The following is a 15230-nucleotide window of genomic DNA, read 5'->3' on the forward strand; positions in this document are numbered from 1 at the left end:
CTTCGCACGACCGCTGATGCGCGGTCTGATATACGGGGGTGGGAATGCCGGTCCATTCGGACGGCATCGGCGGAGTCTAAGCGAGTCCCCACCGGTGGAACAACGCCCAGCATCGCACCGCAGTTCCTGACCGTGCGAGTCTCCGCGCCGTCAGCCTCCGAACAGGCCCTGCTGACCGGTTCCTCCCGATTGCTGCTGCGGCGGGACGAGCCCCAGGTGTGCCCAGGCGGCGGGGGTCGCGATCCGGCCACGGGGAGTACGGGCGAGCAGGCCCTCGCGCACCAGGAACGGCTCGGCGACCTCCTCGACCGTCTCACGCTCCTCCCCTACCGCGACCGCCAGCGTCGACAGCCCCACCGGGCCGCCGCCGAAGAGCTTGAGCAGGGCCGTCAGCACGGCACGGTCCAGGCGGTCCAGGCCGCGCTCGTCGACCTCGTAGACGCCCAGGGCCTGCGAGGCGATCTCGCGGGTGATCACGCCGTCGGCCTTTACCTGGGCGTAGTCGCGGACGCGGCGCAGCAGGCGGTTGGCGATACGCGGCGTGCCACGGGAGCGGCCGGCGATCTCGGCGGCACCGTCGGCCTCTATGTGGACGTCCAGCAGGCCGGCCGAGCGGTGGATGACCCGCTCCAGCTCGACGGGGGCGTAGAACTCCATGTGGCCGGTGAAGCCGAAACGGTCCCGCAGCGGGGGCGGCAGCAGGCCGGCCCGGGTGGTGGCGCCGACCAGGGTGAAGGGCGGGAGTTCCAGCGGGATGGCGGTGGCACCCGGGCCCTTGCCGACGATCACGTCGACGCGGAAGTCCTCCATCGCCATGTAAAGCATTTCCTCGGCCGGCCGGGACATCCGGTGGATCTCGTCGAGGAAGAGGACCTCGCCCTCCTGGAGGGAGGAGAGGATCGCGGCGAGATCTCCGGCGTGCTGGATGGCGGGGCCGGAGGTGATGCGGATCGGGGCGCCCATCTCGGCCGCGATGATCATGGACAGGGTGGTCTTGCCGAGCCCCGGGGCCCCGGACAGCAGGACGTGGTCGGCGGTGGCGCCCCGCGCGCGGGCCGCCCGCAGCACCAGGTCGAGCTGTTCGCGCACCCGCTCCTGGCCCACGAATTCTTCGAGGTCCTTGGGCCGCAGGGCGGCCTCGACAGCGGTGTCCTCGCCGTCGGCGTCCGCCCCGACCAGCCGGTCGGCCGCGCCGGTGGCGGCGTCGGTGGCGATGTCGTCGGCGGCGGACGGTGCGGTGTCGTCCCAGTTCACTACGGATTGCCTCGCGGGGTCGGGGCGGCCGGGCCGCCTGCATGGTCATGCGGTCGAGGGCCCGGAGTCGCGGCGGCGCCGGTCCGGCCGCGGCGGACCGCCGGGCCCCGGGAGGCGCGGCTCACCGCGCCCGGTTCAAGGTCTGCAGAGCGGCCCTGAGGAGCTGCGGCACCTGCGGCTGCCCGCCGTCGGCGACCGCCGCGTCGGCCTGCGGTGCGACCGCGGCGACGGCTTCGTCAGCCTCGCGGGTGGCGTAGCCGAGGCCGATCAGCGCGGCGTGCAGCTGGTCGCGCCAGCCGGCCGTGGCGGCGCTGCCGACGCCGGCGCGGGCGGTGCCCACCGGCGCGCCGAGGCGGTCCTTCAGCTCCAGGAGCAGCTTCTGCGCGCCCTTCTTGCCGATGCCGGGCACGGCGGTGAGCGTCTTCTCGTCGCCGGTGGAGACGGCCAGGCGCAGCGTGTCGGGGGAGTGCACGGCCAGCATGGCCTGAGCGAGCCGGGGGCCGACGCCGCTGGCGGTCTGCAGCAGCTCGAAGGTCTGCCGTTCGTCGTCGTCGGCGAAGCCGTAGAGGGTGAGGGAGTCCTCCCGTACGACGAGGGAGGTGGCGAGCTTGGTCTGCTGGCCGATGCGCAGCCCGGACAGGGTGTTCGGGGTGCACTGGACGGCCATGCCGACACCGCCGACCTCGACGACGGCGGTGTCCGGTGCGAGGGCCGCGACCGGGCCAGAGACGAAGGCGATCATCGGGTGCCCTTCTGGGGTGCCCCCCGGCGCGGGCCGGGGGACGGGAGGGAAGCGGGGGCGGCGCGACGGGCCGCGGCATGCGCCTGCTGGAGGCGATTGACCGCGGGGGCGCGCCAGATGTGGCAGATGGCAAGGGCCAGGGCGTCGGCGGCGTCGGCCGGCTTGGGGGGTGCGTCGAGCCGCAACAGCCGGGTGACCATCGCGCCGACCTGTTCCTTGCCGGCCCGGCCGGAGCCGGTCACGGCGGCCTTGACCTCGCTGGGGGTGTGCAGCGCGACGGGCAGTCCGCGGCGGGCGGCGCACAGCATGGCGACCGCGCTGGCCTGGGCGGTGCCCATGACCGTACGGACGTTGTGCTGGCTGAACACCCGCTCCACGGCGACGAATTCGGGCCGGTGTTCGTCGAGCCACGCGTCGATGCCGCGCTCGATCAGGACGAGGCGGTGCGCGATGTCGGCGTCCGCCGGGGTGCGTACGACACCGACGGCGACCATGCTCAGCGGGCGGCCCGCGACGCCGTCCACCACGCCGACTCCGCAGCGCGTCAGCCCCGGGTCCACGCCAAGAACCTTCATCGGGCCCCTCCCCTCCGGCTCGACCATGTGTTCCTGCAGGCTATCGGCTGCCACTGACAATGCGACGGGCCGGCGGGGTGTGTCCCGCCGGCCCGTCGCACCGCGCAACGATCAACAACCGAAAAGCGAAAACCGAAGACCGAAAAAACGAGGAATCACCGCGGCCGGCGGCCAACTCCGCGTGTGCGGCGCCGGTTCGGCCGGGCGGAGCCGTCAGACGTCAGGCGTCGACCTTGGCCATGACGTCGTCGGAGACATCGAAGTTGGCGAAGACGTTCTGCACGTCGTCGCTGTCCTCCAGGGCGTCGATCAGCTTGAAGATCTTGCGCGCGCCTTCTTCTTCGAGCTCGACCTGCATGGTCGGGACGAAGTTGGCGTCGGCCGAGTCGTAGTCGATGCCCGCCTCCTGGAGCGCGGTGCGCACCGCGACCAGGTCGGTTGCCTCGCTGAGCACCTCGAAGCTGTCACCGAGGTCGTTGACCTCTTCGGCGCCCGCGTCCAGGACCGCGCCGAGCACGTCGTCCTCGGTCAGTTCGCCCTTGGGGACGATCACGACGCCCTTGCGGTTGAAGAGGTAGGACACCGAGCCCGGGTCGGCCATCGAGCCGCCGTTGCGGGTCATCGCGACGCGGACGTCGGAGGCCGCACGGTTGCGGTTGTCGGTGAGGCACTCGATGAGCACCGCGACACCGTTGGGGCCGTAGCCCTCGTACATGATGGTTTCGTAGTCGGCGCCGCCGGCCTCAAGACCCGCACCGCGCTTGAGCGCGCTGTCGATGTTCTTGTTGGGCACCGAGCTCTTCTTGGCCTTCTGGATGGCGTCGAAGAGCGTCGGATTGCCGTCCACGTCGGCGCCGCCGGTGCGGGCCGCGACCTCGATGTTCTTGATCAGCTTCGCGAAGAGCTTGCCGCGCTTGGCATCGATCACGGCCTTCTTGTGCTTCGTCGTAGCCCATTTAGAGTGGCCGGACATCCGCCTGTCTCCTTCGCGTAACCAATTGAGAAACGAACGCCTGCGATCCTACCGGGACGGCGCCGGGTGCCGTACGCACCGCCCGTCGCCGTCACGGCCCCGGGATCAGCGCTCAGCGCGCCTCACCATATCGACGAAGAACGCGTGAACGCGGTGGTCGCCGGTGAGTTCCGGGTGGAAAGAGGTGGCAAGGACGTTACCTTGCCGGACGGCAACGGTGTGCCCGCCGTACGTCGCGAGGACCTCCGCGGACGCGCCGACCGACTCGACCCACGGCGCCCGGATGAAGACGCCGTCGACCGGCCCGCCGGGGATTCCGGCCATGTCCACGGCCGCCTCGAAGGACTCGTTCTGCCGCCCGAAGGCGTTACGGCGCACGATCATGTCGACGCCGCCGAGCGTCTCCTGGTCCTCGCGGCCGTCCAGCAGCTTGTCCGCGACCATGATCATGCCGGCGCAGGTGCCGTAGACCGGCTTACCGGCGCGGACGAACGCCCGCAGCGGCTCCAGCATGCCGAAGACGACCGCCAGCTTGGACATGGTGGTGGACTCGCCGCCCGGGATGACCAGGCCGTCGAGCTCGTCCAGCTCCTCGGCGCGGCGCACCGGCCGCGCCAGGGCGTCCGACTCGGCGAGCGCCGTGAGGTGCTCGCGGACGTCGCCCTGGAGGGCCAGCACTCCGATGGTGGGGGTGGTCATGGACGTCCTTACCAGCCGCGGTTGGCGTAGCGCTCGGACTCGGGGAGGGTGTCGCAGTTGATGCCGACCATGGCCTCGCCCAGGTCGCGGGAGGCGTCCGCGATGACCTTCGGGTCGTCGTAGAAGGTGGTGGCCTTCACGATCGCGGCGGCGCGCTTGGCCGGGTCACCGGACTTGAAGATGCCGGAGCCCACGAACACGCCCTCGGCACCGAGCTGGCGCATCAGGGCCGCGTCGGCCGGGGTCGCCACGCCGCCCGCGGAGAACAGCACGACCGGCAGCTTGCCGAGCTCGGCGACCTCCTTGACCAGCTCGTACGGCGCGCGCAGCTCCTTGGCGGCGGCGAACAGCTCGTTGTTGTCGTAGCCGCGCAGCCGGGCGATCTCACCCTTGATCTGGCGCATGTGGCGGACCGCCTCGACGACGTTGCCGGTGCCGGCCTCGCCCTTCGAGCGGATCATGGCCGCGCCCTCGGCGATCCGGCGCAGTGCCTCGCCCAGGTTGGTGGCACCACAGACGAAGGGGGTGGTGTAGGCCCACTTGTCGGAGTGGTTGACCTCGTCGGCCGGGGTGAGGACCTCGGACTCGTCGATGTAGTCCACGCCGAGCGACTGCAGGACCTGGGCCTCGACGATGTGGCCGATGCGGGACTTGGCCATGACCGGGATGGACACGGCGTTGATGATGCCGTCGATCATGTCCGGGTCGGACATGCGGGCCACGCCGCCGTCCTTGCGGATGTCGGCCGGGACCCGCTCCAGGGCCATGACGGCGACGGCGCCGGCGTCCTCGGCGATCTTCGCCTCTTCCGGCGTGACGACGTCCATGATCACGCCGCCCTTGAGCTGCTCGGCCATACCGCGCTTGACGCGCGCGGTTCCGGTCTCGGGGTGCTGGGGCGTGGTAGGCGTGCTGGACACGGTGGACCTCACTCAGTGCGGGTGGTTTTACGTTGCCGCCCACACAACCCTTTGCGAGTGGCCTGCGAAAAGGGCCAATTAGAGGTCAGTGGCTCGTTAGGGCCGGCGACGCGGTCGTAAAGGCCACTCTCAGTTTCCGCCCGAGCGGTCGTCGAGCACCGCGGGCGGCTCGTCGTCCGTCTCGAAGGCCAGCGGGAACGGCGCGTGGCCCGCCAGCCGCAGATAGCGCACCACCCGGTGCCGGCGTACGGCGCGGGCGGCCCGTACGGCGTCGTTGTGGAAGCGGCGGGCCATCGGCACGCGGCGGACCGCCGCGGTCAGCTCGGCGACGGTCCCCTCGCCGCCCGGGGCCTCCCGTACGGCCTCCAGCTGGGCCTCCTCGGCGAAGATGGCCCGCAGCGCCTGGCTCAGTTCGCTCTCGGCGACCTCGCGGTGATCCTCCTCGGCCTGCCGGGCCTCGTGCGCCGCCTGGTAGAGCACGATCGACGCGGCGGGGTCGAGCACACCCGAGGTGCCCACCTCCTGGGCGACCGAGGCCCGCCGGAGCAGTTGGGCGTCGAGGGCCGCCCTGGCCGCGTCGATCCGTGCGTGCAGGCGGTCGAGGCGTCCGGCCGTCCAGCTCAGGTAGACGCCGATGAGGACGACCGCGGCCGCGATCCAGATGAAGGTGGTCACGCCGGGTCACAGTACCGGCCGCCGCGGCGCCGGCCGCACCGGTCGGCGCTCACTCCTTGGCCAGGCCCCAGCGGGCCCGCAGCCCCACCCGCTCGTCGGTGGCCACCGAGGCGGCGCCGTCGGTCACCGTCTCGTACACCGCGAGGATGTCGGCGCCGACCGTGGACCAGTCGAAGCGGCGGACGTGCTTGCTGCCGCGTGCGCGCAGCTCGGCCAGCCGCTCGGGGTCGGCGAGCAGGCGTACGGCGGCGGCCGCGAGGGCCGCCGCGTCCTCGTTGGCGAAGAGCTCCCCCGCCTCGCCCTGGTCCAGGACCTGGGCGAACGCGTCGAGGTCGCTGGCCAGGACCGGGGCACCGGCCGACATGGCCTCGACGAGGATGATGCCGAAGGACTCGCCGCCGGTGTTGGGCGCGACGTACAGATCGACGCTGCGCAGCAGCCGGGCCTTGTCCTCGTCGGTGACCATGCCGAGGAACTCCACCCGGGAGCGCATCTCGGGGGGCAGCGCGGCGACCGCCTCCTCCTCGTCGCCGCGGCCGGCCACCAGCAGCCGGGCGTCCGGCACTTCGGCGAGGATCGCGGGCAGCGCCTTCATCAGGACCGGCAGGCCCTTGCGCGGCTCGTCGATCCGGCCGATGAAGCCGATCGTGCCCCCGCGGCCCGTGCCGGGTCCCTCGCCCGTGTCCGTGCCGCCCGCCGGCGTGGACTGCCACTCGGCCTTCGGCTCGGCCCGCGCGAAGAAGTCGACGTCGACGCCGTTGGGGATGACCACCGCGTCGCCACCGAGGTGCTCGACGAGCGTGCGGCGGGCGTACTCGCTCACCGCGATCCGGGCGCTGATCTTCTCCAGGGCCGGCTGCAGGATCGGGTACGCGGCGATCATCGCCCGGGAGCGCGGGTTGGAGGTGTGGAAGGTCGCCACGATGGGGCCCTGGGCCGCCCAGCAGGAGAGCAGTCCCAGCGACGGCGAGGCCGGCTCGTGGATGTGGATGACGTCGAACGCGCCGTTCTGCAGCCAGCGGCGGACGCGGGCCGCGGAGAGGAACCCGAAGTTCAGCCGGGCGACCGAGCCGTTGTAGGGCACCGGGACGGCGCGGCCCGCGGAGACGACGTACGGCGGCAGCGGCTTGTCGTCGTCCGCGGGGGCCAGGACGGAGACGTCGTGGCCGAGCCGGATCAGGTGTTCGGCGAGGTCCCTGATGTGGAACTGGACGCCACCGGGGACGTCCCACGAATAGGGGCAGACGATGCCGATTTTCACGCCTTCTCCGTTTCCGAGGCGTCGCCGTGGGCGGCAGGAGGGGCGTCGGCCGGCGGGTCGGCCGCGTCGCCCGGGGCGCGGACGCCCGGGGCCGCGGCCCCGCCGTCGGCGCCGGTCTCCTCGCGCGGCTCCAGGTCGGCGAGCCAGAGGCGCTGGAGCATGTGCCAGTCCGCCGGGTGTTCGGCGATCCCCGAGGCGAAGGCATCGGCGAGGGCCTGGGTCATCGCGGCGGCCTTCTCCGTGCGGGTGCCGGTCTCCGGCACCTCGATCTCCGGGTGGACCCTGCCGCGCATGATCGGGGTCCGGTCGTACCAGAGCGTGACGGGCAGGAGCATCGCCCCGGTCTGCAGGGCGAGCATCGCGGGGCCCGCCGGCATCTTCGCCGCCTCGCCGAAGAACTTGACCTCCATGCCCGAGCTGGACAGGTCGCGGTCGGCGACCAGGCAGACCAGGCCACCGGCCCGCAGCCGCCGCGCCAGGGTGCCGAAGGCGGCCCCGCCGGTGTGCGGCAGCACCTCCATGCCCAGGCTCTCGCGGTAGGCGACGAAGCGGTCGTAGAGGGTTTCCGGCTTGAGGCGTTCCGCGACGGTGGTGAAGGGGACGCCGAGCTTGGTGGTGACCCAGACGCCCGCGAGGTCGTAGTTGCCCATGTGGGGCAGCGCGAGGACGACGCCCCGGCCGCTCTTGAGCCCCTCCTCCAGGTGGTGCACGTCCTGGGGAGTGAAACCGGCCTTTATGCGCTCCTCGCTCCAGGCCGGCAGCCGGAAGGACTCCATCCAGTAGCGCAGATAGGCGCGCATCCCGGCCCGGGACAGGTCCCTGAGACGTTCGGGCGACGCGTCCGGGACCACGCGGGCGAGGTTCGACTCCAGTCGGCGGACCCCCTTGCCGCGGCGCTTCCAGGCCAGGTCGGCGAGCTGTCGGCCGAGCCGTACGGCGACGCCTTCCGGCAGCTTCTTGACCGTGCTCCAGCCGAGGCCGTAGAGCCCGTCGGTCAGCTTGTCGGTGTCGAGCCGCAACAGCCCGGTCCGCGCCGCGCGGCCGGGTCCCCGGCCGCCTTCCGTTCCTTCTTCACGGCTCATGCGCCGCTCCCCCCTTGGGCGATTCCGTCGGCCTCGGCCGATTCGCGGCGCACCGTCACCACGCGCTGGGCGAGGGTGACCGCGCTGCCGACGCCGACGATCCACAAGGCGATCGGCAGCAGGATGTCGATGCCGGGCACGCCGAACGCGTGCAACCCGGACAGACCGCACGCGACCAGCGTGATGACCAGCCGCTCGGCCCGCTCCACCAGGCCGTTGACGTTCACCGGCAGCCCGATGGCCTCCCCGCGCGCCTTGGTGTACGAGACCACCTGGCCGCTGGCGAGGCAGAAGATCGCCATCGCGCAGAGCATCAGGCTGTCGCCGCGCCCGGCGTACCAGAGGGCGAGTCCGCCGAAGACGGCGGAGTCGGCGACCCGGTCGAGGGTGGAGTCGAGGAAGGCACCCCAGCGGCTGGAGCGGCCCAGTTGCCGGGCCATGTTGCCGTCGACCAGGTCGGAGAAGACGAACAGGGTGATGACGATCGTGCCCCAGAAGAACTCGCCCAGCGGGTAGAAGACCAGGGCGCCGGCCACCACGCCGCCGGTTCCCACCAGGGTGACCGCGTCCGGGCTGACCCCGAGGCGGATGAGCAGGGCGGCGAACGGCGTGAGAACACGCGTGAAGAACGCACGCGCGTACTTGTTCAGCATGGCCTTCCCGGAGGGTCGATGCGGGCCGGGCGGTCAAAAAGGGGCCACCGGCTGGCCCATCGTAGCCAGGCGGTCCCCGGCAGCCGTCAATGCGTCACGGCGTGGGGCGCAAGCCACGGCTCGCGGGTCCCGGCCCGCGCCCCCAGGTGCGCCTGTGAGCCTGTCGGCCCGGCTCCCGGGCCGGTTCGTCACAAGATCACCGCTCAGCGTCCCGGCCGCCCCCGTGCGCCACGTATGGACGCATCATGACCCGGGTGGAAAGCTCGAATCACCGCAAAGTGTCGACCTGGAGGCGAGACACATGAGCGAGAAGTCGAGTACACGCCCGGGAGCCGCCGGAAGGGCATCGACGGCCGACCGGCCCACCGCCCTGCGGAACGTGGTGCTGGTCGGCCACAGCGGTTCGGGAAAAACCACCTTGGTCGAGGCGCTCGCGCTGGCGTCCGGCGCCGTCAATCGGGCGGGCAGGGTCGAGGACGGCGGCTGTCTGTCCGACTACGACGAGATCGAGCACCGCCAGCAGCGCTCCATTCAGCTCTCCCTGGTCCCGGTCGACTGGGGCGACGTCAAGATCAATCTCCTGGACACCCCGGGGTACGCCGATTTCGTCGGGGAATTGAGGGCCGGTCTGCGCGCAGCGGACGCGGCCCTTTTCATCGTCTCGGCGGCTGACGGGGTGGCGGGCGCCACCCGTGCCGTCTGGGACGAGTGTGCGGCGGTCGGAATGCCGCGGGCCCTGGTCATCACGCACCTGGAAGCGTCCCGCTCCGACTTCGACGAGATGACCGAGCTGTGTCGTGGCACCTTCGGCGGCGAGGACCCCGACGCGGTGCTCCCCCTGTACCTCCCGCTGTACGGCACACCGGGCGCCGACGGCCACGCCCCCGTGCACGGCCTGATCGGCCTGCTCTCCCAGCGTGTCTTCGACTACTCCTCCGGTGAGCGCACCGAGCGCGCCCCCACGGCGGAGGAGCTGCCGCTGATCGAGCAGGCGCGCAACCGGCTGATCGAAGGGATCATCGCCGAGAGCGAGGACGAGTCCCTCATGGACCGCTATCTCGGCGGTGAGGAAATCGACGTCAAGACGCTCATCGGGGACCTGGAGACGGCCGTCGCGCGCGGCACGTTCCACCCGGTGCTCGCGGCCGCTCCGGCCGCCGACGGGTCCCGGCAGGGGCTCGGCACCATCGAGCTGATGGAGCTGATCACCGGCGGCTTCCCGACCCCGGCGGCGCACGAGGCACCCCCCGTCACCGGCATCGACGGGACCGCCCGCCCGCCGCTGACCTGCGATCCCGCCGGCCCGCTCGCGGCGGAGGTGGTCAAGACCTCCTCCGACCCCTATGTCGGCCGGCTGTCCCTCGTCCGCGTCTTCTCCGGCACCCTGCGCCCGGACGAGACGGTGCACGTCTCGGGCCACGGCCTGCAGGACCGTGGCCACGAGGACCATGACGTCGACGAGCGGGTCGGCGCGCTGTCCGCGCCCTTCGGCAAGCAGCAGCGCGCCCTGTCCCAGGCGATCGCCGGCGATCTGGCGTGCGTGGCGAAGCTGTCCCGCGCCGAGACCGGCGACACCCTCTCCGACAAGGACGCTCCGCTGCTGATGGCGCCCTGGACCATGCCGGACCCGCTGCTGCCCGTCGCCATCCAGGCACACAGCAAGGCCGACGAGGACAAGCTCTCGCACGGCCTTGCCCGGCTGGTGGCGGAGGATCCGACGATGCGGCTGGAGCACCACCAGGACACCCACCAGGTGGTGCTGTGGTGCATGGGTGAGGCGCATGTCGACGTGGCGCTGGAGCGCCTGCGGGCCCGCTACGGCGTGCAGGTGGACACCGTCACGCACCAGGTGTCGCTGCGGGAGACCTTCGGCGGCGCCGCCGCGGGGCGCGGCCGCCATGTGAAGCAGTCCGGCGGCCACGGACAGTTCGCGATCTGCGAGATCGAGGTCGAGCCGCTGCCGGGCGGCTCCGGCATCGAGTTCGTCGACAAGGTGGTGGGCGGCGCGGTCCCCCGGCAGTTCATCCCGTCCGTGGAGAAGGGCATACGCGCCCAGGCCGCGCGCGGGGTCGCCGCCGGGCACCCCCTCGTCGACATCCGCGTCACCCTGCTCGACGGCAAGGCCCACTCGGTCGACTCCTCCGACGCCGCGTTCCAGACCGCGGGCGCCCTGGCGCTGCGGGAGGCGGCGGCCGAGGCCCGGATCGATCTCCTCGAACCGGTGGCCGAGGTGACCGTACTGATTCCGGACGACTTCGTCGGCACGGTGATGAGCGATCTGTCGGGGCGCCGGGGGCGGGTGGTGGGCACCGAGCAGTCGGGGGCCGGCCGCACCCTCGTACGCGCGGAGGTGCCCGAGCTGGAGATCGGCCGGTACGCCGTCGATCTGCGCTCCCTCTCGCACGGCACGGGGCGTTTCCAGCGCGTCTACCTGCGGCACGAGCCGATGCCGCAGCAGCTCGCCGGGAAGCTGCGGGAACAAGCCGAAAACGGCGCATAGTTAACGGCTGCTCAACCGCTGCCCGGCTCAACTCCCTTGGGCCGGGCGGCGGCTGTACGCTGAGAGCCTGCCGGCTGGGCGCGGGGCGGGGAGAGGTCATGAGGTCACAGGCCCAGCAGGTGTGCCGCGAGCGGTAGTCGGGAAAGAGCCGCATCATCGGATGCGTGCGGTGATGGGGGCGGTAGTGGCAGACGGCTTTGACTTCAGTCCCGGGGCACAGGTGCCGCTTCTGGGAGGCGCCGGCCAGACGGCGGCCACCCAGGCGCTGGCCTCGGCCGCCTATCGGGACAGTCCGCTCACCGACATCTCCAAAGCCGACTCCGAGTCCGGCAAGTCGGAGATCAAGAAGCCGAAGCTGTCGCTGTTCGCACCCAATCTCGGCGAGGCGTACGCCCGCGCCGTGCAGGTGCGCATGCTCGGCGGCGGCCGCAAGGCGCTCATCCAGTCCTTCGGCACCGAGCCGCAGACCGTCGTCGAGCACTGCCTGTCCGCCACCCGCGTCCGCAAGCAGCGGGACGCCAAGCTGACGCTGCTGATGGTGCTGTTCGGCCTGCTCTTCCTGCCGGGTGTGCTGTTGTGGCTGGGTGGCTTCCAGCTCAAGAAGATGCTCTCCAAGGACAAGGGAGGCGTCTCGCTGCTGGGCACCGTGCTGCTGCTGGTGCTCGGCGGCACCGCGGTGTTCTTCATGATCAAGCTGCCGCTCACCGGCTTCTGGGCGCTGTACGCCCGCGTCATGCTGATCGCCCCGGTGATCGGCTGGTGGTGGGCCAAGCAGATCTGCGAGAAGACCGCCGTGATGATGCGGGACGCCTGGCAGAGCCTGCTCGACGGTGGCGGCGTGGCCGCGAAGATCCCCGAGGCGGTGCCGCAGGACCCGAACGAGATCGCCGCCGAGACCCTACGGCAGAACCTCGCCAAGGTCTCCGCCGAGCAGCGCAGCAACGTCGTCTTCTACGCCGGCCCCAAGGGGATACTCGGCATGGGCACGCGCTGGGGCAGCTGGCAGCTGGCCGAGGAGCTGCGGCCGGCGCAGGAAGGCAGCGAGATCCACCCCTTCCGCAGCTGGGACGTCATCCGTGTGATCCACGACCGGCTCCGCCTGCTGGAGCGCAGCCCGCTGCACACCGGCGGCTTCCAGCAGCCGCCGTCGGTGCGCCACTGGATCGTCTCCCCGGTCGGCGAGAAGGCCGCGGCCGTCGCCCATCCGGAGGGCACGGAGGTGGAAGCCTTCCAGGTCCGCGGGCACGAGATAGAGCGCATCTGCAACGAGCAGCAGTTCGGCAGCGGCAACCGTCACTACCTGGGCGTGCAGTTCGTGCTCTGGGACGGCCAACTGGTGATCACACTGATGATCACCGTCACGGTGCTGCACGAAACGCTGCGCATCGAGGTCACCGGCCACGCCCTGGGGCCGGTGAACGCCCTCTTCACCACCAAGCCGGAACCCAAGACCAAGGATGTCGCCAAGGTCGTACGGTTCTGGGAGACCAAGACGCAGACTCTTCCGCTGATCGAGCCGGGCGAGGTCGTCCGCCTCGCCGCCCGGGCCCCCCTGACCTGGTTCCCGCCGGTCCTGGACTTCCTCGGCGGCAAGCTCGTCCTTCCCGAGCCCTTCGGCCTCCGGCACGTCTGGGCGGACAAGCCCTGGCGCCACCGCTTCATGGCCGACGACGCGCTGCGCGCGGCCACCCCGGTGCTGCGCACGGTCCACGCCGCCGCCATGAGCGTCCTCAAGGAGAACGGCGTGGACACCGAGCGCTTCGACAACCGTTCCCTGGTGCTGAGCGGCATGATCCAGGGAGTCGAGCCGTCGAAGGCGGACGAATACAACGCCTGAGCGACCTAGCGGAAGATCCCGGTGTGTCCGAGGGAGTAGCGGCCCGGCTGCGGATAGACGGCCAGACCGTGCGGCCCCTCGCCCACCGGGATCTTCGCCAGCGTCTTCCCGGTCCGGGTGTCGAGGGCGTAGACCTCGGAGTTGTAGCGGCCGGACAGCCACAGCACCTTGCCGTCCGCGGAGACCCCGCCCATGTCGGGGCTGCCGCCGCCGGGGATCCGCCATTTGTCGACGAGGCCGCCGTTCTTGAAGTCGAGGAGCGAGATGGTGCCCTCGCCCCGGTTGGAGATGTACATGTGCTTGGAGTCGCGGCTGACGTAGAGGCCGTGGGCCCCCTTGCCGGTGGGCATCAGCTTGGGCTTTTCGAAGGTGTCACCGTTGAGGACCCACATGCCGTCGGCCATCATGTCGGCGATGTACCAGGTCTTGCCGTCCGGTGAGATCTTCACGTCCTGCGGCATGGCGCCCTCGAACGGCAGCTTCTGCTGGCCGATGACCTTCATCTTCGCGGTGTCGACCTTGAGCAGTTCGCCGGAGAACTCACAGGAGACGACGAAGTACCTGCCGTCGGGCGAGAAGTCGGCGTGGTTGACGCCCGCGCAGCTGACCGGCACCGTCTTGCGCACCTCCATGGTGTGCGGGTCACGGAAGACCAGCTGCCTGTCCATCGAGGCCATCACGACCGCGTACTTCCCGTCGGGCGTGAAGTACAGGTTGTAGGGGTCATGGACGTCGACCTTCTTGCCAGCCTTGCCGTTGGCCGGGTTGATCGGGGTGAGGTCGTGTCCCCGGTTGTTGTTGACCCAGAGCGTCTTCATGTCCCACGACGGCACGACGTGCTGGGGCTGCACGCCCACCGGGATCGTCTCGATGACCTTGTACGTCTTCGGGTCGATGACGCTCACCGTGTCGGACCCGGTGTTGGGTACGTACACCCGTGAGGGGAAGTCCTTGACGGCCGGCGCCAGCTTGTTGGGGCGGTCCGCCGCGTACAGGTCCTTCTCGTCCAGCAGCGGCGGCATCCCGGGCAGGCCCGGCTTGACGGCCTTGGCCGGTGCCGGTTTCGGCGGGTGCGGGCTGTTCTCGGTGGCCTTGATCTCGCTGCCGCCGCCGCAGCCGGCCGCCACCAACGCGCAGGCCACGGCGAGCAGTGCGGCCCGGCGGCCGGGGCGGGACGTCCTGCGGTTCTGGGTACGGGTCCGGTCAGCCATCACGTCACTAGCTCCGTTGTCGTCACCGCGCGCAGACCGCGTCGGCGGAGGCCGTCGAGGATCGGGGGCAGCGCGGCCACCGTGCCGGCGTGCCCGAGGTGGAGGCTCACGACCGAGCCCGGCTGGACCCCGTCCACCACCGTGCGCCGGACAGCCGGCGCCCCGGGGTCGTTCGCGTCGAGGGAGTCCAGGTCGTAGGAGAGGATGTGCGGGTAGCCGGCCTTACCGGCCAGCCGGGTCACCAAAGCGGTGGACCGCTGGGTCTGCGAGGGGCGGAACCAGCTGCCGATGCTTCCGGTGAGCCGCCGCAGCCGGTCGGCGCACTGGCTGATCTCGGCGTACGCCGCGTCGGCCGGCAGCGCGCAGATATTGCGGTGGTGCATCGTGTGGTTGCCCAGCTCATGGCCGCCGTCGAGGATCCGGCGGGCCATCGCGGGATGCGCGTCGAGCCAGTCGCCGATGGCGAGCACGGTGACCCGGGCCCCGGCCCGCTCCGCCTCGCCCAGCAGGGCGGTCGCCAGCGCCGGGTCGCCCCGGCCGTGGAAGGTCAGCGCGACCGCGTGCCCGTCGCGCGGGCCGTGCTCGATCTCCACGGGCAGGCCGGGCACCCGGGTCGGCGGGCGGGCGGCGTGCGCCGGGGCGGGCGATGCGGCGCCCGGGCTGGATGCCGGCGGGCCGGCCCCCTCGGAGTGCGGCGGGTCGGTGACCCGTACCGCCGAGGCGCCTGTGCCGGCCCGGGCGCAGCCCGACGCGAGCGCGCCGACGGCCGCGGCCGAGGCGGCCGCGCGCAGCACGGAGCGGCGATCTAGGGAAGTCACCACACCATTAGAGGGGCAGCTATTCCAAAT

General features: G+C 71.5%; 14 protein-coding genes. 2 read left to right on the top strand and 12 right to left on the bottom strand.

Annotated elements, in window-relative coordinates:
- Positions 1–150 precede the first annotated feature (150 nt).
- From ruvB to pgsA, 10 genes are all read right to left on the bottom strand, one after another.
- On the bottom strand, positions 151–1254 hold the full coding sequence (gene ruvB / locus ACH4FH_RS21555) for a Holliday junction branch migration DNA helicase RuvB (RefSeq protein WP_398557485.1): 1104 nt from the start codon (positions 1252–1254) through the stop codon (positions 151–153).
- A gap of 121 nt (positions 1255–1375) precedes the next feature.
- Positions 1376–1996 carry a Holliday junction branch migration protein RuvA gene (ruvA, locus tag ACH4FH_RS21560; RefSeq protein WP_398557486.1) on the bottom strand — a complete coding sequence of 207 codons (621 nt, stop codon included), beginning with the start codon at positions 1994–1996 and terminating at the stop codon, positions 1376–1378.
- Complete coding sequence (ruvC, locus tag ACH4FH_RS21565; RefSeq protein WP_398557487.1) at positions 1993–2571, bottom strand: crossover junction endodeoxyribonuclease RuvC; 579 nt, start codon at positions 2569–2571, stop codon at positions 1993–1995. The genes ruvA and ruvC overlap by 4 nt, the downstream gene beginning before the upstream one ends.
- 220 nt (positions 2572–2791) lie before the next feature.
- Positions 2792–3544: a YebC/PmpR family DNA-binding transcriptional regulator gene (locus tag ACH4FH_RS21570; protein WP_398557488.1), complete on the bottom strand. Its 753-nt coding sequence runs from the start codon at positions 3542–3544 to the stop codon at positions 2792–2794.
- Positions 3545–3649: 105 nt separating this feature from the next.
- Entirely contained in the window at positions 3650–4243 is a 594-nt protein-coding gene (gene pdxT / locus ACH4FH_RS21575) for a pyridoxal 5'-phosphate synthase glutaminase subunit PdxT (RefSeq protein ID WP_398557489.1), read from the bottom strand.
- Positions 4244–4251: 8 nt separating this feature from the next.
- On the bottom strand, positions 4252–5163 hold the full coding sequence (gene pdxS / locus ACH4FH_RS21580) for a pyridoxal 5'-phosphate synthase lyase subunit PdxS (RefSeq protein ID WP_398557490.1): 912 nt from the start codon (positions 5161–5163) through the stop codon (positions 4252–4254).
- 129 nt (positions 5164–5292) lie between these two features.
- Positions 5293–5838: a hypothetical protein gene (locus ACH4FH_RS21585; RefSeq protein ID WP_398557491.1), complete on the bottom strand. Its 546-nt coding sequence runs from the start codon at positions 5836–5838 to the stop codon at positions 5293–5295.
- A gap of 49 nt (positions 5839–5887) precedes the next feature.
- Positions 5888–7099, bottom strand: coding sequence for a glycosyltransferase family 4 protein (locus tag ACH4FH_RS21590; RefSeq protein ID WP_398557492.1), 1212 nt, complete (start codon positions 7097–7099; stop codon positions 5888–5890).
- A complete protein-coding gene (locus ACH4FH_RS21595; RefSeq protein WP_398557493.1) occupies positions 7096–8181 on the bottom strand; it encodes a phosphatidylinositol mannoside acyltransferase in 1086 nt (361 codons plus the stop codon). The genes ACH4FH_RS21590 and ACH4FH_RS21595 overlap by 4 nt, the downstream gene beginning before the upstream one ends.
- The gene (gene pgsA, locus ACH4FH_RS21600) at positions 8178–8834 is read right to left on the bottom strand and encodes a phosphatidylinositol phosphate synthase (RefSeq protein ID WP_398557494.1); all 657 of its coding nucleotides are present in this window, start codon (positions 8832–8834) and stop codon (positions 8178–8180) included. The genes ACH4FH_RS21595 and pgsA overlap by 4 nt, the downstream gene beginning before the upstream one ends.
- Before the next feature lie 301 nt (positions 8835–9135).
- Between pgsA and ACH4FH_RS21605 the strand changes: the two genes are divergently transcribed.
- The gene (locus ACH4FH_RS21605) at positions 9136–11334 is read left to right on the top strand and encodes an elongation factor G-like protein EF-G2 (protein ID WP_398557495.1); all 2199 of its coding nucleotides are present in this window, start codon (positions 9136–9138) and stop codon (positions 11332–11334) included.
- Between the two features lie 160 nt (positions 11335–11494).
- Positions 11495–13171, top strand: a complete 1677-nt coding sequence (locus ACH4FH_RS21610) for a hypothetical protein (RefSeq protein WP_398557496.1) — start codon at positions 11495–11497, stop codon at positions 13169–13171.
- A 5-nt stretch (positions 13172–13176) separates the two neighbouring features.
- On the opposite strand, the gene ACH4FH_RS21615 is transcribed toward ACH4FH_RS21610, so the two are convergent.
- Positions 13177–14382, bottom strand: coding sequence for a YncE family protein (locus ACH4FH_RS21615; protein ID WP_398557497.1), 1206 nt, complete (start codon positions 14380–14382; stop codon positions 13177–13179).
- Positions 14382–15176, bottom strand: a complete 795-nt coding sequence (locus ACH4FH_RS21620; RefSeq protein ID WP_398557629.1) for a polysaccharide deacetylase family protein — start codon at positions 15174–15176, stop codon at positions 14382–14384. Before ACH4FH_RS21620 ends, ACH4FH_RS21615 begins: the two co-directional genes overlap by 1 nt.
- Positions 15177–15230 lie beyond the last annotated feature (54 nt).

This window comes from Streptomyces sp. NPDC017993 (assembly GCF_044328065.1).
Lineage (GTDB): Bacteria > Actinomycetota > Actinomycetes > Streptomycetales > Streptomycetaceae > Streptomyces.